General features: G+C 70.8%; 24 protein-coding genes. 13 read left to right on the plus strand and 11 right to left on the minus strand.

Annotation, left to right across the window (positions count from 1 at the left end; genetic code table 11):
- The first annotated feature begins 201 nt into the window (after positions 1-201).
- Positions 202-576, plus strand: a complete 375-nt coding sequence (locus ACFW3D_RS33605) for a hypothetical protein (protein WP_500510792.1) — start codon at positions 202-204, stop codon at positions 574-576.
- Between the two features lie 31 nt (positions 577-607).
- Here the strand turns inward: ACFW3D_RS33605 and ACFW3D_RS33610 are convergent, their stop codons facing one another.
- From ACFW3D_RS33610 to ACFW3D_RS33625, 4 genes are all read right to left on the minus strand, one after another.
- Complete coding sequence (locus ACFW3D_RS33610; protein WP_500510795.1) at positions 608-1630, minus strand: methyltransferase; 1023 nt, start codon at positions 1628-1630, stop codon at positions 608-610.
- A 92-nt stretch (positions 1631-1722) separates the two neighbouring features.
- Positions 1723-2517: an SDR family NAD(P)-dependent oxidoreductase gene (locus tag ACFW3D_RS33615; protein WP_500510796.1), complete on the minus strand. Its 795-nt coding sequence runs from the start codon at positions 2515-2517 to the stop codon at positions 1723-1725.
- 84 nt (positions 2518-2601) lie between these two features.
- A complete protein-coding gene (locus ACFW3D_RS33620) occupies positions 2602-2826 on the minus strand; it encodes a hypothetical protein (protein WP_500510798.1) in 225 nt (74 codons plus the stop codon).
- Between the two features lie 126 nt (positions 2827-2952).
- Positions 2953-3471 (minus strand): P-loop NTPase family protein, encoded by a 519-nt coding sequence (locus ACFW3D_RS33625; RefSeq protein WP_500510800.1) that lies wholly within the window; start codon positions 3469-3471, stop codon positions 2953-2955.
- A 296-nt stretch (positions 3472-3767) separates the two neighbouring features.
- Between ACFW3D_RS33625 and ACFW3D_RS33630 the strand changes: the two genes are divergently transcribed.
- Positions 3768-6254, plus strand: a complete 2487-nt coding sequence (locus ACFW3D_RS33630; protein ID WP_500510803.1) for a SpoIIE family protein phosphatase — start codon at positions 3768-3770, stop codon at positions 6252-6254.
- 358 nt (positions 6255-6612) lie between these two features.
- On the opposite strand, the gene ACFW3D_RS33635 is transcribed toward ACFW3D_RS33630, so the two are convergent.
- Complete coding sequence (locus tag ACFW3D_RS33635; protein WP_500510805.1) at positions 6613-7071, minus strand: winged helix-turn-helix transcriptional regulator; 459 nt, start codon at positions 7069-7071, stop codon at positions 6613-6615.
- 86 nt (positions 7072-7157) lie between these two features.
- Here ACFW3D_RS33635 and ACFW3D_RS33640 point away from each other — a divergent pair, with 86 nt between their 5' ends.
- Together ACFW3D_RS33640 and ACFW3D_RS33645 are read left to right on the plus strand one after the other, a co-directional pair.
- Complete coding sequence (locus tag ACFW3D_RS33640; RefSeq protein ID WP_500510808.1) at positions 7158-7883, plus strand: DsbA family oxidoreductase; 726 nt, start codon at positions 7158-7160, stop codon at positions 7881-7883.
- A gap of 134 nt (positions 7884-8017) precedes the next feature.
- The gene (locus ACFW3D_RS33645; RefSeq protein WP_500510809.1) at positions 8018-8674 is read left to right on the plus strand and encodes an FMN-dependent NADH-azoreductase; all 657 of its coding nucleotides are present in this window, start codon (positions 8018-8020) and stop codon (positions 8672-8674) included.
- A gap of 52 nt (positions 8675-8726) precedes the next feature.
- Here ACFW3D_RS33645 and ACFW3D_RS33650 read toward each other — a convergent pair whose 3' ends face one another.
- From ACFW3D_RS33650 to ACFW3D_RS33660, 3 genes are all read right to left on the minus strand, one after another.
- Positions 8727-9962: an epoxide hydrolase family protein gene (locus tag ACFW3D_RS33650; RefSeq protein WP_500510810.1), complete on the minus strand. Its 1236-nt coding sequence runs from the start codon at positions 9960-9962 to the stop codon at positions 8727-8729.
- A 91-nt stretch (positions 9963-10053) separates the two neighbouring features.
- The gene (locus ACFW3D_RS33655; RefSeq protein ID WP_500510813.1) at positions 10054-10512 is read right to left on the minus strand and encodes a nuclear transport factor 2 family protein; all 459 of its coding nucleotides are present in this window, start codon (positions 10510-10512) and stop codon (positions 10054-10056) included.
- An 11-nt stretch (positions 10513-10523) separates the two neighbouring features.
- Positions 10524-10910, minus strand: coding sequence for a nuclear transport factor 2 family protein (locus ACFW3D_RS33660; protein WP_500510815.1), 387 nt, complete (start codon positions 10908-10910; stop codon positions 10524-10526).
- Between the two features lie 208 nt (positions 10911-11118).
- Between ACFW3D_RS33660 and ACFW3D_RS33665 the strand changes: the two genes are divergently transcribed.
- From ACFW3D_RS33665 to ACFW3D_RS33680, 4 genes are all read left to right on the plus strand, one after another.
- Positions 11119-11733, plus strand: a complete 615-nt coding sequence (locus ACFW3D_RS33665; protein WP_500510818.1) for a TetR/AcrR family transcriptional regulator — start codon at positions 11119-11121, stop codon at positions 11731-11733.
- Between the two features lie 514 nt (positions 11734-12247).
- Positions 12248-12958 carry a VanZ family protein gene (locus ACFW3D_RS33670; RefSeq protein ID WP_500510821.1) on the plus strand — a complete coding sequence of 237 codons (711 nt, stop codon included), beginning with the start codon at positions 12248-12250 and terminating at the stop codon, positions 12956-12958.
- 68 nt (positions 12959-13026) lie between these two features.
- Complete coding sequence (locus ACFW3D_RS33675) at positions 13027-13722, plus strand: response regulator transcription factor (protein WP_500510823.1); 696 nt, start codon at positions 13027-13029, stop codon at positions 13720-13722.
- Complete coding sequence (locus tag ACFW3D_RS33680; protein WP_500510826.1) at positions 13715-14839, plus strand: sensor histidine kinase; 1125 nt, start codon at positions 13715-13717, stop codon at positions 14837-14839. The genes ACFW3D_RS33675 and ACFW3D_RS33680 overlap by 8 nt, the downstream gene beginning before the upstream one ends.
- Before the next feature lie 83 nt (positions 14840-14922).
- On the opposite strand, the gene ACFW3D_RS33685 is transcribed toward ACFW3D_RS33680, so the two are convergent.
- Both ACFW3D_RS33685 and ACFW3D_RS33690 read right to left on the minus strand, forming a co-directional pair.
- Entirely contained in the window at positions 14923-15402 is a 480-nt protein-coding gene (locus ACFW3D_RS33685) for an HIT family protein (protein ID WP_500510829.1), read from the minus strand.
- The gene (locus ACFW3D_RS33690; RefSeq protein ID WP_500510831.1) at positions 15392-15823 is read right to left on the minus strand and encodes a hypothetical protein; all 432 of its coding nucleotides are present in this window, start codon (positions 15821-15823) and stop codon (positions 15392-15394) included. Before ACFW3D_RS33690 ends, ACFW3D_RS33685 begins: the two co-directional genes overlap by 11 nt.
- Before the next feature lie 196 nt (positions 15824-16019).
- On the opposite strand from ACFW3D_RS33690, the gene ACFW3D_RS33695 reads away from it, so the two are divergent.
- A complete protein-coding gene (locus ACFW3D_RS33695; RefSeq protein WP_500510833.1) occupies positions 16020-16568 on the plus strand; it encodes a GNAT family N-acetyltransferase in 549 nt (182 codons plus the stop codon).
- Positions 16569-16571: 3 nt separating this feature from the next.
- Positions 16572-17132 carry a hypothetical protein gene (locus tag ACFW3D_RS33700; RefSeq protein ID WP_500510836.1) on the plus strand — a complete coding sequence of 187 codons (561 nt, stop codon included), beginning with the start codon at positions 16572-16574 and terminating at the stop codon, positions 17130-17132.
- Between the two features lie 289 nt (positions 17133-17421).
- On the opposite strand, the gene ACFW3D_RS33705 is transcribed toward ACFW3D_RS33700, so the two are convergent.
- Positions 17422-17724 (minus strand): hypothetical protein, encoded by a 303-nt coding sequence (locus tag ACFW3D_RS33705; RefSeq protein ID WP_500510839.1) that lies wholly within the window; start codon positions 17722-17724, stop codon positions 17422-17424.
- A gap of 234 nt (positions 17725-17958) precedes the next feature.
- Between ACFW3D_RS33705 and ACFW3D_RS33710 the strand changes: the two genes are divergently transcribed.
- The 3 genes from ACFW3D_RS33710 (at position 17959) to ACFW3D_RS33720 (ending at position 20674) form a co-directional block, all read left to right on the plus strand.
- Positions 17959-18888, plus strand: coding sequence for a metal ABC transporter solute-binding protein, Zn/Mn family (locus ACFW3D_RS33710; RefSeq protein WP_500510841.1), 930 nt, complete (start codon positions 17959-17961; stop codon positions 18886-18888).
- 80 nt (positions 18889-18968) lie between these two features.
- Complete coding sequence (locus tag ACFW3D_RS33715; protein ID WP_500510844.1) at positions 18969-19781, plus strand: metal ABC transporter ATP-binding protein; 813 nt, start codon at positions 18969-18971, stop codon at positions 19779-19781.
- Complete coding sequence (locus ACFW3D_RS33720) at positions 19778-20674, plus strand: metal ABC transporter permease (RefSeq protein WP_500510846.1); 897 nt, start codon at positions 19778-19780, stop codon at positions 20672-20674. Before ACFW3D_RS33715 ends, ACFW3D_RS33720 begins: the two co-directional genes overlap by 4 nt.
- The last annotated feature ends 150 nt before the right edge of the window (positions 20675-20824 follow it).

Genomic DNA, 20824 nt, shown 5'->3' on the forward strand with positions numbered 1-20824 from the left:
CCGGCACCCTCGGCGCCGCCCTCGACCTCCGCCTCCCCACCACCACCGACCCCGGCACCTACACCACCACCCTCACCCTCACCGCACTCAGCTGAACCGCTGGACCACGACAGTGACGCGGCCCCCGCCAGCCATCTCGGCGGGGGCCGTGGGCAACCCAACCAGTCGCACGCAACCGAGCACCGCACCATGGAGACGCCGGTGTACAGAGAACGGGACTGGATCCTCGACCGGATCCGCGAGGACCACCGGCTCCGGCCGGACACCCCCCTGCAGCAGCTCGCGATGCGCCACCGGGTCTCCCTGGCGATCGTCGCGGAGGCCCTGTCGCTCCCCTCCCCCTTACGCCGACGGCCCCCGCGGACCCTGCTGCTGGAGCCCGTCAGGGACGCCATCGACCGCATGCTGATGCAGGACCTGGACGCCCCGCCCGGCGCCCGTCACACCATCAGCCGCATCATCGAACGACTGCGCACGGAGGAGGACTTCACCGGCGCCTCGTACTCCACCGTGCGGGACCACGTACGCGCCCGCCGGGTCGCGCTGGCGGAGGAGGCCGGGCGTTCCCAGAGGTGACACGCCCCAGGGCTTTCCTGCTGCGCACCGGTCACTTGGTGGCGTAGACGGCCGTGTATCCGCCGATGAGGGGACGGGCGTCGATCTTGGCGAAGCCGGCCGCCCGCAGCCACTGGGTCGCGTCCGCGACCGTGTACTCCGAGCCGCCCTCCGTGTCGATGAGCATGTTCAGCGAGAGCATGAAGCCGTAGGTGTTGCGGCGCCGGCCGTCGTCGATCATGGCGTCGTACACGATCAGGGTGCCGCCGTCGGGCAGGGCGTCGTAGGCCTTGCGGAGCAGGAACTGCCGCTGCTCGAGGTTCCAGTCGTGCAGGATCTGGCCCATGACGTAGACGTCGGCCTCGGGGAGGGGGTCGGAGAAGAAGTCGCCGCCGTGGAAGGAGAGCCGGTCGGACAGGCCGTGCGCGGCGGCGAACTCCTCGAACACGGGTCGCACCGGGGGCAGTTCGAAGACGGTGCCGGTCATGCCGGGCTGGGCGCGCAGCACCGCGGCGGGCACGGCACCCAGTGCGCCGCCCAGGTCGGCCACGTGACGGCGGCCGGTCCAGTCGAAGTCGGCGGCCAGCGCCCCGGCGAGCGGGGTGCTGACACCGTTCATGCCGTTGAGGAAGTTGCGCCAGGCGACGGGGTCCTGGCTCAGCGTCGCGAAGAAGGGGGCCCCGGTCTGCGTGACTTCGTTCTGCGGTACGCCGGTGCGCAGGGCATCGGTGAGGTTGTCCCAGAAGCCGAAGAGACGGGTGTTGGCCATTTCCAGGATTCCGCCGACGTAGGAGGGCTTGGCCCGGTCCAGGAACAGGTCGGCGGCGGGGCTGTTGCGGTAGACGCCCTCGTCGTCCCGGTTCAGCAGGCCCAGCGACACCAGGGCGTCGAGGAAGTCCGCGGAGGACCTGGGGTGGAGACCCACCTCGCCGGCGAGGGACTCGAGGTCCCGGCCGCCGGCCGCCAGGGCGGTGAAGATCTCCAACTCCACGGCGCTCAGCAGGGTCTTCGATGCCATGAACCCCAGGCCCAGCTGAAGGATCGGCTCCGGCGTGATCGGCTCGTCGACGGTCATGCATGTCTCCAGTTCGCTCTCGGCAACGCAATATCGGGTCGGTCGTGTTCGGCGGCCGCCGTGGGGAGGGGGTCCCGGCCGCCGGGGCGCGCTCAGAGGGTCTTGATCTGTCCGCCGTCGATGACCACCTCGGCGCCGGTGATGTTGCCCGCCACCGGCGAGGCCAGGAAGAGGGCGAGGTCGGCGACCTCCTGCGGCTCGGTGATCCGGCCCGAGGTGATGCCCATGCTCTGGGGCACCACGACGTCCAGAGCCTCCTGGGCCGTGGTCCCGGCGGCCGCGGCGGTGGCGTCCGCGAAAGCGCCCGGGGCCGTCCAGAACGGGGTGCGGACCGGGCCGGGCGAGATCGTGTTGACCCGGACGCCCTTCGGCCCGAACTCCTCGGACAGCGACTTGCCGAAGTTGTTCAGCGCGGCCTTGGCGGCCGAGTAGTCCACGACCATCGGAAAGGGCGTCCGGGCGTTGATAGAGCCGATGTTGACGATCGCCGCGCCCTCGGCCTCGACCAGGTGCGGAAGCGCGGCGCGGCTGGCGCGGACGGCGCTGAAGAAGGTCAGGTCGAAGATCCGCTGCCAGTCCGCGTCGCCGATCTCGAGGAAGCCGTTGCGCGGTTCGGCGGCGCCGACGTTGTTGACGAGGATGTCGATCCGGTTGTGACGCTCCACGGCGTGGCGGACCAGCGTCTCGGCGCCCTCCGGGGTCGCGAGGTCGACGGGCACGACGGTCACGTCGTACACGGGCGCCAGCACGTCGAGTTCATGCGTGGAGGTGCGGCTGCCGGCGACGACGCGGACGCCTTCGCGGGCCATCGCCTCGACGACGGCCAGGCCGATGCCCTTGCTGGCACCGGTGACGACGGCGACCTTGTCCTTGAGGTTCAGTTCCATGGAAATCCTATGTGGAGTGATCGATACAGAATTAAGGCGGACGGAGACCCGGCCCGCACGATGCGAACCGGTTCCCGCCCGCGGTCAGTCCAGGGCGCGCATCGCCACGGCGAGGGCGTCCTCGACGAAGGACCGTCCGAGCCGGGCCCCGCCGACGACCCGGAGACCCTGGACGAACGTGGTCAGGAAGCGGGCGAGTTCGACCGGATCCCTGCCCGGCGGCAGCTCGCCCCGCACCTTCGCCCGGTCCAGGGCTCCCATCGCCCGGTCGGCCGCGTGGTCGACGTCGAATTCCCCGTTCCGTCCCATGTTGGAAGCGTAGCACGATTGTGGATTGTTCAATAAAGTAACCGGGCCGTTATCATCGAGAACGCCACTGACCTGCGGCGATACACCTTCCACAGCGCCACGCGCACACGATGAGCGGACCCGGGATCAGAGGGAGGCCAGCCAGGCCGCGGTCTCGTCGGGGCGGCCGAAGCGGTGGGTGTCGAGCGGCGCGAAGCGGGGGTCGCCGGTGCGGCGTTCGATCTCGAGGCGGCGGCCGATGTGCTGGGACCAGGCCCACCAGGCTGGATGCTCCCGGCTGAGCCAGCCCGTCCAGGATTCCCGGTTGCCGCCGAAGAGCGCCTCACGCGTGACGGTCCGCCGCACGGACCGGCGCAGGACGCGGGGCATCACGACGCGCCGGGGGTAGTCCAGCCACACCACGGCGTCGGCCCGCCCCCACAGCAGATCACGGACCTCCGGATAACCGAGGGAGTCGACGACCCAGCGCGGCCCGGCGGCCAGCCGCGCCACGTCCTCGGGGAACGCGCCGTTCACCGCCCAGCCGGGGCCGTTGAAGTACAGCGCGTCCATCTCGTGGTACGGCAGGCCAAGCCGACCGCTCAAGGCGCGTGCGAGCGTGGACTTGCCCGCGCCCGTGACGCCCACCACCAAGATCCGCTCCATGGGGGTGCACCCTATCCCCGGCCGCCCCGAACCGTCCCGGGCCGAGGCGGTGCAGGCGGCAATCGATGTGTTCCTCCGCACTCCCCGCCCCTGATCACGGGCCGCCGCGGCACGGGGGGACGGAGATCGCACCGTCCTGGGGGGACCCGGAACCGCACGACCCGCGGCCGCATGACGCACATCCGAGACATGTCTGATTTGTCACAAAAAGTAGATTCATTCGGTCTTCCAGGTAAACGCGGCCCGCATTCCCACCCCTCCGCGTGACCCACCCCCCAGGCAAGGACAGCGGTGCGATGACCACGAAGAGCTTGGAAGAATTCGCGCTCGGCAAGCAGTCGAAGAGGCTCGACATGCCCGACACGGCGATCGCGGTGCTCGACGAGCAGGGGTCCGTCGCCGCATGGACGCAGGCCGCCGAACGTCTGGTCGGCCGTGCGGCCCGGGACGTGGTCGGCAAGCCGGCCGCCCTTGTGCTGCCGCTGTTCGAGGAGGGTCAGACCACCTCGGCCTACGTCCGGCACTGCCGGGCGCAGAACGGCTGGTCGGGCGCCACGGCGGTGTCTCATCGGGACGGGCACATGATCGACGTGTGCCTGCGGATCACGATGCTCCACGGCCGGAACGGAGCGGCGCGGTGGCTTCTCTCGCTCGCCGACACCGGCGCGCTGCCGGGGGACACGATGAGCAGTGTGGTGCGAGGACCGCTGCTGTCCCGCGCACCCATCGGGGTCACGGTGCGCGACCCGCAACTGCGCTGCGTCTTCGTCAACGACGTGATGCAGGAGCACGACGGCATTCCCTGCGACGAACGGCTCGGACGCCGGCTCACGCAGGTGCTCCCCGGTCCCAAGACCGAGGCGATCGAGGCGATGACCCAGCAGGTGCTGGACAGCGGCACCACCAAGGTGCACGAGTACCGGACATGGCTGCCGGTGGGCAAGGGCCGCGAGCATCCGTTCGCGACGTCGTTCCACTGCCTCCAGGGCGCCGACGGCGAATCGATGGGGGTCTGCGTCATCAGCGCCGACGTCGTCGAGAGCCGGCTGGCCCGCGAGCGCCTCGCCGTCGTCGGCGAGGCCGGCGCGCGCCTCGGCAGCACGCTGGACGTGATGGAGACCAGCCAGGAACTGGCGGACCTCGCCGTACCGCTCCTGGCCGACTTCGTCGCGGTGGATCTCGGGCAGTGGACGCCCTCCGGTGACGGGTGGCCGGTCCATGTCGGCCCGGTCGGCGAACGTGTCCCCACCCTTCGCCGTGCCGGGATCGCCTCGATCCATGGAGGGGCACCGGAGTCGCCGTGCGTGCGCGGCAATCCCGTCACGGTGCCGCCGGCCTCGCCGTTCACGTCCGTTCTGAGCACGGGCAGGTCCCATCTGGAACCGGTCCTGGACAGCGCACCGGGGAGGTGGGTCGACCAGGTCCCGACCCTCGGCGAGCGGATCCGCACGAACGGCGTGCACTCGCTCATGGTCGTCCCCATCCGGGTCAGGCGCGCCCTGCTGGGTGTGGTGCTGTTCGTCCGTACGGAGGACCCGGAGCCGTTCCAGGAGGTCGACCTGCTGCTGGCCGAGGAGGTCGTCGGGCGCGCCGCTCAGGCTCTGGACAACGCCCGCCGGTTCGCACGTGAGCAGACAGCGGCCCTCACTCTGCAACGCAACCTGCTCCCGCGCCGGTTGAGGGGCGGCATCGCGGTCGAGACCGCTTCGCGCTATCTGCCGGCCGACATGGACCACGGCGTCGGCGGCGACTGGTTCGACGTCATCCCGCTCTCCGGCGCCCGCGTCGCACTCGTCGTCGGGGACGTGGTCGGCCACGGGCTCCACGCCGCCGCCACGATGGGCACGCTCCGCGCCGCCGTCCGCACCCTGGCCGACATGGAACTGCCACCCGCCGAACTGCTGGCCCACCTCGACGACACGCTCCAGCGACTCGTCGAGGAGGACGCCGACCCCACCGACCGGACACCCGCAGTCGTCGGCGCCACCTGCCTGTACGCCGTCTACGACCCGGCCACCCGCGTGTGCACCATGGCCCGGGCCGGACACCCCCCACCCGCGATCATCGATCCTCAGGGCCGGGTCACCTTCCCCGACCTCCCCACCGGAGCCCCGCTCGGCGTCGGCCTCGGGGACCCCTTCGAGGACGTGGAACTCCGGCTCCCGGAGGGAAGCCTCGTGGCCCTGTACACCGACGGCCTGGTCGAGTCCCGCGAACACGACATCGAGGACGGGATGAACTGCCTCGGCGCCGCCCTCGCCGACCCGGACGGCGCCCTGGAGGAACTCTGCGACCGCGCCACGGAGTCCTTCGTGAATCAGGCGTCGTGCGACGACGTCACCCTGCTCCTGGTCAGGACCCGCTCACTCGGCACCAGCGGGTCGGCCTCCTGGACGCTGCCCGAGGACGAGGCCGCCTCCCGCCGCGCACGGCAGTTGGTGGACGGCCAGTTGACCGCATGGGGCCTGGACGAGCTCGCCGACTCCACGAAGCTGATCGTCAGCGAACTGGTCACCAACGCCGTCCGCCACGCATCCGGACCGATCAATCTGCGCCTGAAGCGACACCAGGTCCTGACCTGCGAGGTGTCCGACAACGACGCCTGCGCGCCGCGCATTCGCAACGCCGCGACGACGGACGAGAACGGCCGCGGCCTGTTCCTGGTCACCCAGCTCTCCCGCCGCTGGGGCGCACGGTCGGTGCCGAAGGGCAAGGTCGTCTGGGCCGAGCAGGATCTGCCCCGCACGGCCGGCGTCGGAACGCGCCTGCTGCGGGCAGGCTGAGCCGCGCCCGGCCGACCTCCCACCGTGGCCCGGCACACGGCGGTGTGCCGGGCCACCGGTCGTGTACGGGTCGGAACGGGGCGGGAACGCGAGCGCCACGGACGTCAGTCCCGGTCCGTACGGGGTCCGTCGACGCCGCCGAGGACGCTCGCGGAGGCCAGCAGGCGCTCGCGGAGCCAGAGGTGTGCCGGGTCGGTCGTGTGACGGGGATGCCAGTACATCCTCTCGTGGATGTCGGGCAGGGCGACCGGCGGCGGGAGGAAGCGGGTGGTGCGGCCACCGCGGACGCACCGGCGTGTGCGCGGACGCCGTGGCACGCCCCGCGGTGGTGCGGCCGGCCGTGTGGCGACGGGTCGGCTCAGCCGGTTTCCGCATCGTAGGACCGCTGGTGGCGGCGGATCTCCTTGTGCCGCTCGGCCGACCATGACGCCAGCTCCAGCACGGTGGAGAGCAGGGAGCCGCCGAGCGCGGTCAGGGAGTACTCGACGCGCGGCGGCACCTCGGCGTAGGCGGTGCGGTCGATCAGACCGCTGCGCTGGAGCTGCTTGAGGGTGAGGGTGAGCATCCGCTGGGAGATGCCGGGGATCGCGTGCGCGAGGTCCGAGTAGCGCACGGGTCCGTCGGAGAGGGTGCCGATGATCAGCACGCTCCACTTGTCGCCGACCAGGTCGAGGATCTCGCGGATGAAGTCCGCGTCCCCGTCGTCCCAGCGCGCGCACGGGCCGGGGACCCGCCGCACGGTCGCCCGCACGTTCGTGCGTCCCTGCCTCATCCCGCCGCCGGTGCCCACGTCCGCCGCCTCCTTGCCGTGACCCACGCACATCAATGTGCCTTTTGTATCGCTTCTCACGCTAATGCAGAGTGGGGCCACGAACAGAAAGTGAGTTTCGGGAGAGGCCCGCCATGCAGATCGACTTCTGGTCCGACATCGTCTGCCCGTACTGCGCGTTGACCGACAACCGGCTGCGGCTGGCGCTGGAGCGGTTCGAGCACGCCGACGAGGTACGGATCGTCCACCGCTCGTTCCAGCTCCACCCCGACCTGCCCCGCGAGGGCATCACCCAGCGCCGGCTGCTGGAGGTGCATGGGATCCCCGCGTCGAGGGGCGAGCAGATCTTCGCGCCGATCGAGCTCGCCGCCCGGGCCGAGGGGCTGGAGCCGTTCCACGCGATGGAGCGGACCCTGGGACCGACCGACCACGCACACGAACTCCTCGCGCTCGCGACCGAAAAGGGGCGCGGCAACGAGGTGTGGACGGCCGTGTTCCGCGCCCACTTCGGGCAGGGGCGCGAGCTGTGGACCAGGGAGCAGGTCCTCGACTTCGCCGCCGAAGCGGGCCTCGACCGAGAGGAGGCCGCCGAGGCACTGCGCGACCGGCGCCACCGCGCCCGGGTGGAGGCCGACCAGCGCGAGGCCGAGCGCCTGGGGGCACGCGGGATGCCCTTCATCACCCTCGACGGCGTCCACGCCGTCCATGGCGCCGTCGGCATCGACCAACTCCTGGCCGCGATCACCACGGCCTGGGAGGCGGCCCACCCGGAGCCGCGACCGCTCCCGGTCCTCGGTGCAGCGGCCGCGGCGGTCTGCGGCCCGGACGGCTGCGCGGTCCCCCGGCATCCCGCGCCCTGACGGCGCGGACCGACACCGCCCCTCACCGCAGCCCGCTGACACCCGCTCGCCGACGCCCGGAGCCCGGAGCCCGGAGCCCGAAGCCCGGCAAGCGGCCGTCACCCCGCACGCACGAGAACGAAAGAGCCACCACAATGTCCTACCTGCTGCGCATCGACGCCTCCGCCTCCGGCGACGCGTCCGTCTCCCGCCGGGTCGCCGATTCCTTCACCGCCGCATGGACCGGCGACGTCGTCCGCCGCGACCTCGCACTGCACCCCGTGGGCCACCTGGACGCGGCCGGCATCCGGTCCCGTACGGTCCCCGCCGACGAGCACACCCCGGAGCAGAAGGCCGCCGCCCGGCTCCAGGACGAACTGGTGGAGGAGTTCCTGAGCGCCGACGCGTACCTCTTCGCCGTACCGCTCTACAACTACGCGATGCCGTCCGTCTTCAAGGCGTGGCTGGACCACATCATGATCGTCGGCAGGACGATCGGGCTGCCCGGGCCGGCGCCGAGCGCGGGCCGCCCGGCCGTCCTCGTGTCCGCCCGGGGTGGCGGCTACGGCCCGGGGGCGCCCCAGCACGGCAAGGACTTCCTCGTCCCGGCGCTGGAGACCATCCTCGGCGATCCGCGGCTGATGGCCCTGGACGTCCGTGCCATCACGCCCGAACTGACCTACGCGCCCACGGTTCCGTCGCTCGGGCATCTGCTCCCGCAGCACCGCGCCTCTCTGGAGGAGGCGCATGCCCGGGCCCGCCGGCTGGCACTGGAGCTCTCCGGACCCACCGCCACGCGCGCGGCCGGCTGACCGGCCCGGAGGCGGGCCCGGGACCGCCCCCGCCGGGCACGGGCAGCAGGGCTCAGCGCACCTTGCGGAAGGTCTCGCGGACGTCGCCGACGAAGGCCCCGGGATTCTCGAAGTGGCCGAAGTGCCCGCCCTTCGGATGGGCGTTGACGTTGACCACGTTGAAGGAGCCATAGGACGGGCCGTGGACGAAGGCGGCGATGCGCTCCTCGACCGTGCGGACACCGGGCGGGTACACGTCGCCGAGCAGGAAGGTGAAGCCGGCCGGGGCCTCGACCACCGGCTGCCGGCCGTGCGACGGCGTCCAGGGGTGGCGGACCGTGTTGCGGTACATGCGGATCGAGGTGCCGATGGACTGCGTCACCCAGAAGACGGTGGCCTGGGTCAGCACGAAGTCCCGGGAGAAGACGGCGTCGAAGTCCTCGTTCTTGTCGCTCCACTTCTTCCAGCGCTGCAGCAGCCAGGCGAGCATGCCGATCGGTGAGTCGTTCAGACCGTGCGTCAGGGTCGAGGCGTCCAGCATGTGCACGGCGACGTGCGAGGCGTAGGTGGAGTGGAACTTCATGATGTCGGCGCGCAGTTCCGGCGAGGCCTCCGCGGGGATCGGCTGCCCCATGGTCAGGTCCCAGTAGCGGTCGTGCTGGAAGAGCCCGGGCGGCAGGTCGTGGCCGAAGTGCAGGGCGATGAGGCTGTCGGCGTACTTGTGGCCCAGGGCGCTGGTGACCAGGGCGCCGTAGTCGGAGCCCAGGGAGCCGTACTTCTCGTAGCCGAGCACCTCGGTCATGAGGGTGTGGAGGATGTCGGCGATCTTCCAGTAGTTGAGGTCGCCCCTCGCGAGGGGCGTGGACCACGCGAAGCCGGGCAGGGTGGGCATGATCACGTCGAAGGCGTCGGCCGGGTCGCCGCCGTGGGCGGCGGGGTCGGCCAGGGGGTCGAGGAGCGGGTAGCTGAACTCACCGGGCCACGGCCAGCCGTGCAGGACCAGCAGCGGGGTCGGGGCCGGGCCCTTGCCGGGCTTGCGGACGAAGTGGACGGGAGTGCCGTCGATCTCCACCGTGAACTGCTCGTGGCCGTTGAGCCGCTTCTCGGCCGCGCGCCAGTCGAAGCCGTCGGCCCAGTACTCGACCAGCGGCTTGAGGTAGGCGGTGCTCACGCCGTAGTACTCGTCCTCGTTGTCCAGGTCGTCGAAGAAGCGGGTCTTCCGCAGGCGTTCCGTGAGGTCGTCCAGGACGTCCTGGGCGACGTCGACGGTGAAGCGTTGCGGCGTCGGAACCGTGTTCTTGTCACTCATCGGTGCACTGCTTTCTCACGAAGGTGGTGAAGGTGGTGGTGGAGGTGCCGAACGGGGGAAGGTGCGGGCGCGTCCCGTGAGGGGGGCGGCATCAGTGGGTGAAGTCCAGCCGCAGCCGGGTCTGTTCGAGCTCGGCGATGTACCAGGCGCCGTCGGCCTTGACGAAGCGGGCGTGGTAGTGGCCGTAGCCGTGCATGCCCTTGAAGGGGAAGTCCGGGTTGACCTCGGCGTCCTCGGGCCGGGTGATGATGTCCTCCATCGACCAGGTGCCGCGGGCGCCGGTCGCCGACTCGAGGTCGATCTCGTCGGAGAAGAGGTGGTGGACCAGGACGTCGCCGGGGCCGCTGCTCGCGCCGACCGTGGCGGCGATGTCCGCACGGCCCTTCATCCGCAGCCACACCGAGCCGTCGGGCCTGCGGGGGGTGAAGGTGCCGTCGGGGGTGAAGAGGCCGGCAAGGTCCTGCCACCGCTTCTGGTCGGCGTAGCGGACGTACCGCGCCATCAGGCGGCGCAGTTCTTCGATCGTGCTCAGGCGCTCGACGTCGTTCACGGGGGGTCTCCTCACGGGGTCGGGGTGGTCAGGAGCGTGCGGGCGTGGTCGGGATTGGTGTAGTCGCGCCAGGCGGCGATGCTGCCGTCGCGGATCTCGTAGACCGCCATGTTCATCACCGGGGCCAGCGGGCCGCCCGGGAGGGCCAGGCCGTGGACCTGCTCGGCGATGACGATGTCGCCGTTGACGGCCTGGTGGACCGTCTCGAACTCGATCCGCTCGAAGGTGCGGAAGACATTGCTCCACATCTCCAGCAGGGCGTCCCGCCCCCGGATCTCCTCGTCGCCGTAGTTGCGGAAGACGACGTCGGGGTGGAGGAAGGGAAGCAGACGGTCGGCGTCCTTGGTGCTGAACGCCTCGACGAACGCACGGACCAGGGTGTCGTTGTCGACGGGCATGGATGTCACTCGCTTTCCGGCCTCGCGCGCCGAGGCGCACGCAGCACGCGACTGGCGGCCACGGAGTGGGCCACGGGCGGCTTGGGCCGACAGTCTGGACCGCTTGGTCCAACTGCCGGCAGCCGCCAGCATGGACCGCGAAAATTGGACCCGCAAGTCCAGAAAGAACCACTCTGGACCACTGGGTCCAGTCACTTATAGTGGCGCCATGCTGACGAAGAAGGGTGCGGCGACCAAGGCGCGCATCATCGAGGGCGCCGCACAGCTCGTCGCGGTCAAGGGCGCGGCCGGGACCTGCCTCGACGACATCCGCGCCGCCACCGGAACGAGCAAGAGCCAGCTGTTCCACTACTTCCCGGAGGGCAAGACCCAGCTCCTGCTCGCCGTCGCCGAGGAGTACTCGCACCGCGTCCTGGAGGACCAGCGCCCGCTGCTCGACCGGCTCGACAGCTGGGACGCCTGGGAGCAGTGGCGGGAGCTGGTGCTCCGGCTGCACTCCCCCGGCGACGGCCACTGCCCGCTGACGGCACTCGGCCGGCAGCCGCCGCAGACCGTTCCCGGCGTCCGGGAGCTGATCACCGACCATCTCGAACGCTGGCACGCCGCCCTCGCCAAGGGCCTGACCGCCATGCGCACCGACGGGCTGCTCCGCGAGGACGCCGACGTGGACGCACTCGCCACGGCGGTCCTCGCCGCCGTCCAGGGCGGAGCGATGATGGGACAGATCACCGGCTCCACGGACCCCCTGCGCACCGCCCTCACCGTGGCCCTCGACCACCTGCGGACCTGGGCGCCTCCCCATCAGCCGCCCGGGCCCGCCTAGCGGTAGCCGGAGGAACACCGGCGAGGCGGCACGCCCCTTCGTCCCGCCCCTCGAGGCGGTAGCCGAGGTCACCGACGACGCCCGCTGCACCGGCGGGGTCCTCGCCCTGACCCGACGTCATGAACTGCTCGCCCGGCTCGCCGAGTACGGCATCGAACCGGGCCCCCACCACGCGAGCCGAGTGAGCAGCACGCCTCCGCGGGTACCGACGGGGGGCGCCCTGTTCAGGGCCTGAGCCGGTCCTGCTGCACGTCGAAGCAGATCAGCCCCATCGAGTCCGCCAGGTCTGCCGCGTACGCCGACGCCTCCTCCGCCATGCGCCGCGTTGACAGGCATCCGACGTGCGCGACGACACTCACTCCGGGTGAAAGGAACGGCGTCCCGGCAGTTCACGGTCCGGCGCAGACGTGCGGGCACGACGGTGTCACCGGCGGCGGGGGCATCCCACCGTGTATCGCGGGTGTATCGAAAATCGCATACGCCACCGCAACCGCCCTCCGCCTCCAATGAGGGCATGGATCACACCCCATCCCTGTCCGCACCGCCCCGCCGCACACGCGGGACCGTGCTCCTCGGCCTGGCGATCCTCGGCCTGGCCGGCGCATTGTTCGTCCTGCGGGGGCCGCTCATGATGTCCGCCCCGATGTGCATGGCCGGGCGGTGGCACGGCTGCTTGGACACGTTCAACGGTGTGGTGCTCGTCACGTTGGTCGCGATACCGGCGGCCGTGCTGGTGGCTTGGGCACTGGCGCACCGTCGGCGTGCCGCCGGCGTCCCGTCGGCGTGGCCGATGTCGCTGGCCGAGGTGGGCATGGTCCACGGGACGGTGCCGTTCGTGTGGATGACCATGATGCCGGGCGCCGGGGCCGGCATCGTCCCCGGCCGGTTCAGCCTGGTGCCGCTGCGGGACCTGGTCACAATGGGGCCGGGCGGGATCGTTGGCAACCTGCTGGTCTTCGCGTCGCTGGGGTTCTTCGCCCCGATGCGGTTCACTGCGCTGGCGTCCGTGCCGCGGATCCTGGCGCTGGGGGCGGGCTGCTCGGTCCTTGTGGAGACCGCGCAGTACGTCCTGCGGCTGGACCGGGTGTCCTCCGTGGACGACGTGCTGGTCAACGCCGCCGGCGCCGCGCTGGCCGCGCTGGCGTCGCGCCGCTGGTGGCGCACCGCGGCGGAGGCGCCGTCGGACCGGACCGGCCCGGCCCCGGCGGCGGTGCCCGCGGGCTGAGCCGCGCGTCCGGTGCGCACACGTCCCTCCATACGTCGGCGATACGCCGGGCTGCATAGGGTTCGGGGATGCGCGTACTGATCGTGGAGGACGAGCCCTACCTGGCGGAGGCCGTCCGTGACGGTCTGCGGCTGGAGGCGATCGCCGCCGACATCGCCGGCGACGGCCACTCCGCCCTGGAACTGCTCAGCGTCAACTCCTACGACCTCGCGGTCCTCGACCGCGACATCCCCGGTCCGTCCGGCGACGAGGTCGCCCGGCGCATCGTCGCCTCCGGCAGCGGCATCCCCATCCTCATGCTCACCGCCGCCGACCGGATCGACGACAAGGCCTCCGGGTTCGGGCTCGGCGCCGACGACTACCTCACCAAGCCGTTCGAGTTGCGGGAGCTCGTCCTGCGGCTGAGAGCGCTCGACCGCAGGCGCGCGTACGCCCGGCCCCCGGTCCGCGAGATCGCGGGCCTGCGGCTCGACCCCTTCCGCCGTGAGGTCTTCCGCGACGGACACCATGTCGCGCTCACCCGCAAGCAGTTCGCCGTGCTCGAAGTCCTCGTCGCCGCGGAAGGCGGCGTCATCAGCGCCGAAGAGCTGCTGGAACGGGCCTGGGACGAGAACGCCAACCCCCTCACCAACGCCGTGCGCATCACCGTGTCCGCACTGCGCAAGCGCCTCGGCGAGCCTTGGCTCATCGCCACCGTGCCCGGCGTCGGCTACCGGATCGACACCGGTACGGACGCCGTCGCCCCCGGCAGTACGCATGCGTAGACGCCCAGGGCTCAGCGCCCGGCTGAAACTCACCCTCAGCTACGCGGGATTCCTCTTCGTCGCCGGCGCACTCGTACTGGCAGTCGTGTGGGGGTCCCTGCTGCGCTACGTACCCGACCGCACGGTCAGGACCCCGGACGGGCTCTCCCCCAACCGCTACTTCCTGCTGCACTCCTTCGCCCCGGCAACAGCCGCGAGTCTGGTCTTCCTGCTGGTGTTCGGGCTGCTCGGGGGATGGCTCCTCGCCGGCCGGATGCTCGCCCCGCTCACCCGGATCACGGACGCGGCACGAAGAGCCGGAACCGGATCGCTCTCCCACCGCATCCGCATGGAAGGCCGCCACGACGAATTCCGCGAACTCTCCGACACCTTCGACACCATGCTCGACCAACTCGAAGCCCACATCGCCGAACACCAGAGATTCGCCGCCAACGCCTCCCACGAACTGCGCACCCCCCTCACCATCTCCAAAACCCTCCTGGACGTCGCCCGCAACAACCCCGCGCAGGACCAGGGACAGCTCCTCGAACGCCTCCGTACCGTCAACACCCGCGCCATCGACCTCACCGAAGCACTCCTGCTCCTCAGCCGCAGCGACCGCACACCGCTCCCCCACCACCACGTCGACCTCTCCCTCATCGCCGAAGAAGCCGCCGAAACCCTCCTCCCCCTCGCCGAACAGCGCCGCATCACCCTCCACGTCACCGGACACACCGCCACCACCACAGGCTCCGCCGAACTCCTGCTCCGCATGGCCACGAACCTCGTCCAGAACGCCATCGTCCACAACCACCCCACCGACGGCACCGTCACGCTCCACACCGCGGCACACCTCGGCACCAGCGTGCTCCGCGTCGAGAACACCGGCCCGGCCCTCCCGCCCGAACTCGTGCCGACCCTCACCGAACCCTTCCAACGCGCAACACAACGCACCCGCACCGACGAACACCCCGGCGTCGGCCTCGGACTCGCCATCGTCCACAGCATCGTCCGCGCCCACAGCGGAACCCTCCACCTCTCACCCCGCCCCACCGGCGGCCTCACCGCCACCGTCCACCTCCCCGCCACGCCCCCCACCCCGGCCCCGGCCGCGGCCCCGGGCAGGACCCCTCACTGATCGCATCAGAACGACGGTGACGCGAGGCTCGCACCAACCGCAGTCCGGGGGTGGCCATCCCTGCCTTCGGCAGGCCCGCGCCGTCAGTCCGTCGAAGGCAACCGGTCCAATTCGCTGCCGATGGCATCCCGCAGCCCATCGTGCTGCGGACCGAGTCCGAACCGCTCGTCACTCCACCGCTCACGCGGATACAGCCACACGGGCTTGCCCACCAGCTCGGCCGGCTCCCACTCGAAGCGCGGCCAGACATGGGCATGCAAGAACGGATCAGTGTTCCCCAGGATCTCCAGGTTGACCCGGCGGAAATCAGGGTCCATCTGCCGACAGGCCCGCTCAACCGCCTCCCCGAGCCGATCCATGTCGGACAGAAAGGACAACCGCTTGGCCCTCGGTAGGTCGGACAGCCGCTGAACATTCAGTTCGTCCACGAGGAGGACCGAGTAGCCCGGCAGGAACTGAACATCGCCGAGCACCGCGAATCCCGACTCAAGCCGCCGCAGCACGCTCGGGTTCTCGCCCCGCAGCGCGGCCCCGATCCGGTCCGTCCGCCAGTCACCAGTCATGGCCCGAACCTGTCCACGGGCGATCAAGACGTGCTTGTCGCCTACCTCTCGTCCGCACGCCCGCCGGCCGCACGGGGCGAGTGCAGCTCCAGCCTGCCATCGCGCCTCCGGCGAGAGGGACGACGACGAGGACCAGGGCGAGGAGCACCGCGAAGGCGACTGCCAGCGCGTTCGACGAATGGACATCGGGATCGCTGCGGGCGGTGAAGTCGAGAATCCAAAGGGCCGGCCCCATGACGCCGCACGCTGCCAGTAGCCGGAAGGAACGAGTACGGCCGAGGAGCGCGCCCAGCAAGAAGGAAGGCAGAAGGCTGCAGATCAGCATGCTCAGCATGATGGAAACGCCCGACAGATCCACGATGCCCATGAGCGTCGGCAGCCAAGGGCTCGAAGCGATCACCGCCGCCCACAGCAGGAACACTGCGAGGAGTCCCGCGGACCTTCCCACGGTCGTGGCCCCCTGACGCGACGTCGTGTGTCTCATCCCCGCCCCCAAAGTAGGTGAGCACGATTCTCCCACCAGATTTGAACACGTTCAACTCCTGAGCGGGAGCAGGGCCGCCAAGAACGCCTGCACCCGCGACCGGCGGTCACGGGACGCCCCCTAGCATTGCCCCATGCCCGATACGTCGTCACGAGTCGAACTCAGCCCGCTCACCCTCGCCGACCAGGACGAGTTCTGCTCGCTCGTGAGGGCCAGCGCCGAACTCCACGCACCGTGGATGCAACTGCCGTCGACCGCGGAGGCGTTCCAGGGCTGGATGCACCGCTTCGACGACGGCACCAACCTCGGTTTCATGATCCGCGTCCGGGAGACCGGTGCGGCCGCCGGGACGGTCAACATCAACTCGGTCATCCGGGGCCGTTACCAGGGCGCGTCCCTCGGCTATGCGGCCTTCGCCCCGTCCGCCGGGCGGGGTTACATGACCGAAGGGCTCACCGTCGTCCTGCGGCACGCCTTCGAGGACCTGCGGCTCCACCGGCTGGAGGCGAACATCCAGCCGGCGAACAAGGCGTCCCTGGCCCTGGCCCAGCGCATGGGCTTTCGTTACGAAGGTCTGTCACCCGACTACCTCTTCATCGACGGGGCGTGGCGCGACCACGAACGCTGGTCCATCACCGCGCCCTCCCCCTGGACGCCCGATCCCTCCCTTCCGGAGGTCTAGGCCGTGGGTCCGCAGGCGTCCTCGCCCGCCTTCCAGGCCGGCGCCATGGACACCGGACTCGCTCATGAGGGAAGCACCTTCATCAACTTTCGACACTACGTCCCGGATCCGAGGGAGCACGGGTTCCGGTGGGTCGACATCAAGCACTTCCGCTTCTCTGCGGAGTTCGCGGACGACGGGGAGCTGCTTGCCGCGCTGATCGGGCATGAGCAGTTCCGAGACGACTACGCGGGTGGTGGAGTGCTGCCGGACGGATCCCGGCACGGTCCGTACTGGCTACGGTTGATCACTCCCGGCACCTACGAGCCCATCAGCCGGGAGAAGGCCGCGCAGATCCTGCGGGAGTGGGTGGATTCGCTCTGGGACGTGTCCCGCGAGCTGGAGGCGGATCTGCGGCGGGAGGTGCTCGACCGCCTGGCCGCAGCGGACGGCGTCCACCGCCTCGGTGAGCTCGGTGACGGGGCGGTTCACGACTGGGGGCGGGTGCACGAGCACTTTCACGAGTTCGTGCTCATCGACCGCTCGGCCGGGCGGATCACTCTCGTCGTCGCCGCCGACGACTGAGGCAGCCCCCCGGGGCATCCGCTGTGGTGGTCGGGACCGGTCGCGGGGCCACCACCGAAGCGCAGCGAAGGTCACCATGAACGAGCGGGAGAGGGCCACGGCCGTCGCGGACGCGGGCAAGAACCCCAACCACACGGCCCGGATCCGGCATGCCGTGAAGGCGGAGAAGCAGGCCGCGGACATCTCTCGGCACCACGACCACCACGCCCGCGGCCTGCGGGCGCTGAGCACGTACCGGGCCAACGTCGACGGGGCGCTGCGCAGCCCCGGTCAGCGACCGGCCGGTGCGTCAGTGGTCGTCCCAGTGGCCTTCGTGGGCGGCGTGACGGTGCCCGTCGTGGATGTAGTCGACGTGATCGCCGTGCGGCACGGAGACGTGACCACAACCCTCGGTGTGCCGATGTGCGTGTCCCTCGTGAGCCGTGTGCGCCGGGGCGACGCATTCGTCGACATGGCCGTCGTGGGTGCGGTGGATGTGCCCGTCGTGGGCGTAGTCGACGTGGTCGCCGTGCGGCAGGGCCACGTGGCCGCAGCCTTCGCCGTGGGTGTGCGCGTGCTGGTCGTGCTGGTGGTGCGGTCCTGGACTCGTCATCCGGACTCCTTCCATGACGCCTCGCAGGTGAACGAGTCGCCGGGTGCCCGTTGCCGGCGGAGAGATCCCTGCCGGATGAGCCGTTCACTGCCTGATATCTACCCGTTTCTCAGCAACTGACCACACTTACACCACGTTGATATTGGCATTCATTTTCATTTAGGCTGCCCGGGAGCGACCGGCAGCGGGCTGCACGCGTCGCCCGTAACCCCTTACGGCCTTGGAGGCTTCTTCATGTCCCGGACCCCTTCCCGTCTCGCCGGCCTGCTCGCCGGCGCCGCGTCGCTCGGCCTGCTGGCCGGCTGCGGCGGTTCCTCCGACGATGCCGCCGGAGCCGGGAGCACCGCTTCCGCGCCCAAGGTCGCCGTCGTCGCCTCCACCAACGTCTACGGCGACATCGTCGAACGCATAGGCGGCGACCTGGTCGACGTCACCTCGATCATCAACGACCCCGCGCAGGACCCGCACTCCTACGAAGCCGGCACCCGCAACCAGCTCGCCCTCTCCAAGGCGGAGGTCGTGGTCGAGAACGGCGGCGGGTACGACGACTTCGTCGACCGGATGCTGGCGAGCAGCAACGCCTCCGCGGACGTCATCAACGCCGTCGAGGTCTCGGGGCGGACCGCTCCGGCCGGCGGGGAGCTCAACGAGCACGTCTGGTACGACTTCCCCGCGGTGAGCAGGATCGCCGACCGCATCGCCGGTGCCCTGAGCACGGCGGACCCGGACCACGCCGGCACCTTCACCAAGAACGCGGCCGCCTTCAAGAAGGGCCTCGGCGCGCTGGAGGACAAGGAGGCGGCCCTCAAGTCCGCCCACGGCGGCGAGGGTGTGGCGATCACCGAGCCGGTGCCGGTCTACCTGCTCGAAGCCTCCGGTCTGGTCAACCGGACACCCGGGGAGTTCAGTGAGGCCGTTGAGGAGGGCGACGACGTGTCCGCCAAGGTCCTCCGGGCCACCCTGGACCTCTTCTCCGGCGGGAAGGTCAAGGCCCTCGTCCACAACGAGCAGACCTCCGACGCCCAGACGGAGAAGGTCAAGTCGGCCGCCGAGGCGGCCGGTGTGCCCGTGGTACCCGTCACCGAGACGCTGCCCGCGGGCAAGGACTACCTGACGTGGATGAACGACAACGTCGACGCCCTCGCCGAAGCCCTGGACAAATGACCCGGCAGCCTTCGCCGTCGGTCCCCGGCCCCCGCGGGGAAGCCACACTCGTCGGCGGCGCGCCGGAGCCGGTGATCCGGATGAGGAAGGGCGGCCTGCGGTACGGGGACCGCACCCTGTGGCAGGGACTCGACCTGGAGGTGCGGCCCGGGGAGTTCTGGGCCGTCCTCGGGCCGAACGGCTCCGGCAAGACCAGTCTCGTCCGGACCCTCCTGGGGCGCCGCCCGCTCTCCTCCGGCACCCTGCGGGTGCTCGGCGACGATCCCCTGCGCGCCGGTCGCCGCATCGGGTACGTGCCGCAGCAGGGCACCGCCCCGGCCCACGACATGGTGCGGGCCCGCGATCTGGTGGGGTACGGCCTGGACGGGCACCGGTTCGGGCTCCGTCGGCGTGGTGCCGCCGCACGGCAGCGCATCGACGCCGTCCTGGAGGCCGTCGGCGCGTCGGCCTACGCGAACGCGCCCCTCGGCACCCTCTCGGGAGGCGAGCGGCAGCGCGTCCGCGTGGGCCAGGCGCTGGCCACCGACCCCCGGCTGCTGCTGTGCGACGAGCCCACGCTCTCCCTGGACCTGGGCCACCAGCGGGCGGTGACGGAACTCATCGACCGCAGGCGCCGGGACCACGGGACCGCCGTGGTGTTCGTGACCCATGAGATCAACCCCGTCCTCGACCTCGTGGACCAGGTGCTCTACCTCGCCCCGCGGGGACACCGCGTCGGCCCGCCGGAGGACGTGCTGACCTCGCACTCCCTGTCGGCCCTGTACGGCTCACCCGTCGACGTCCTGCGGGTGCGGGGCAGGATCGTCGTCGTCGGAGCCCACGACCAGCAGTCCGTGCACCGGCGGGAATCGGACGCCGGGGACGCACACGAGACCGACGGAGCCCTCGCATGACCGCGACCGGCCTGTGGCAGCAGGTGTTCGACTTCCAGGACTACGGCGCCCTGCTGGGTCTGGTGCGCAACTCCCTCGTCGTGGGCGGCGTGCTGGGGCTGGTCGGCGGACTGACCGGGGTCGTCGTGATGCTCCGCGACCTGCCCTTCGCCGTGCACGGGATCAGCGAACTGTCCTTCGCGGGCGCCTCGGCGGCCCTGCTCTTCGGGGTGAACGTGGTGGCGGGCTCGATCGCCGGATCGCTCATCGCCGCCCTGGCGATCGGCGCACTGGGGACCCGCGCCCGGGACCGCAACTCGGCCATCGGCATCCTGATGCCGTTCGGGCTGGGCCTCGGCGTCCTGTTCCTCGCCCTCCACAAGGGCCGTTCGGGCAACAAGTTCGGTCTGCTGACCGGCCAGATCGTGGCCGTCGACAACCCACGGACCGGATGGATGCTCATGGTGTCCGCACTGGTCCTGGTCGTCCTCGCCGTCATATGGCGTCCCCTGACCTTCGCCGGCGCCGACGCGGAGGTGGCCGAGGCCCGCGGACTGCCCGTGCGGGGCCTTTCCGTGGTCTTCATGCTCCTCCTCGGGCTCACGACCGCCCTGTCGGTGCAGGTCGTGGGGGCACTCCTGGTCCTCAGCCTGGTGGTCACCCCTGCGGCGGCGGCCTGCCGGGTGACGGCCTCTCCGGTACTCCTGCCCCTGCTGAGCGTGCTCTTCGCCGTACTCGCCATGGAGGGCGGCATCCTCCTCGCCCTCGGCAGCAGCATCCCCATCAGCCCCTATGTGACGACGATCTCGTTCTCCGTCTACGTCGTGTGCCGGCTGATCGGAGCACGGCGTACTCGGCACGGGCGGGTGCCCCGTGTCGGGAGGGGGGTCGCGGGCGAACCGGTGGGCACCTGAGCTCCGTTCCGGCACCTCCGGGGCGGTCCGGGGCCCCCGCGGCCGCCCCCGGAACCAAGGGCCCGGCGGGGGCCCCACCGGTCTACGGGGGCCCGACCCGGATCAGCGGGGCTGCGATTACTGGCGACGCGGCGCGTGGTCGATATGCGG

The organism is Streptomyces sp. NPDC058864, from assembly GCF_042742985.1.
In the GTDB taxonomy this organism is placed as follows: Bacteria; Actinomycetota; Actinomycetes; order Streptomycetales; family Streptomycetaceae; genus Actinacidiphila.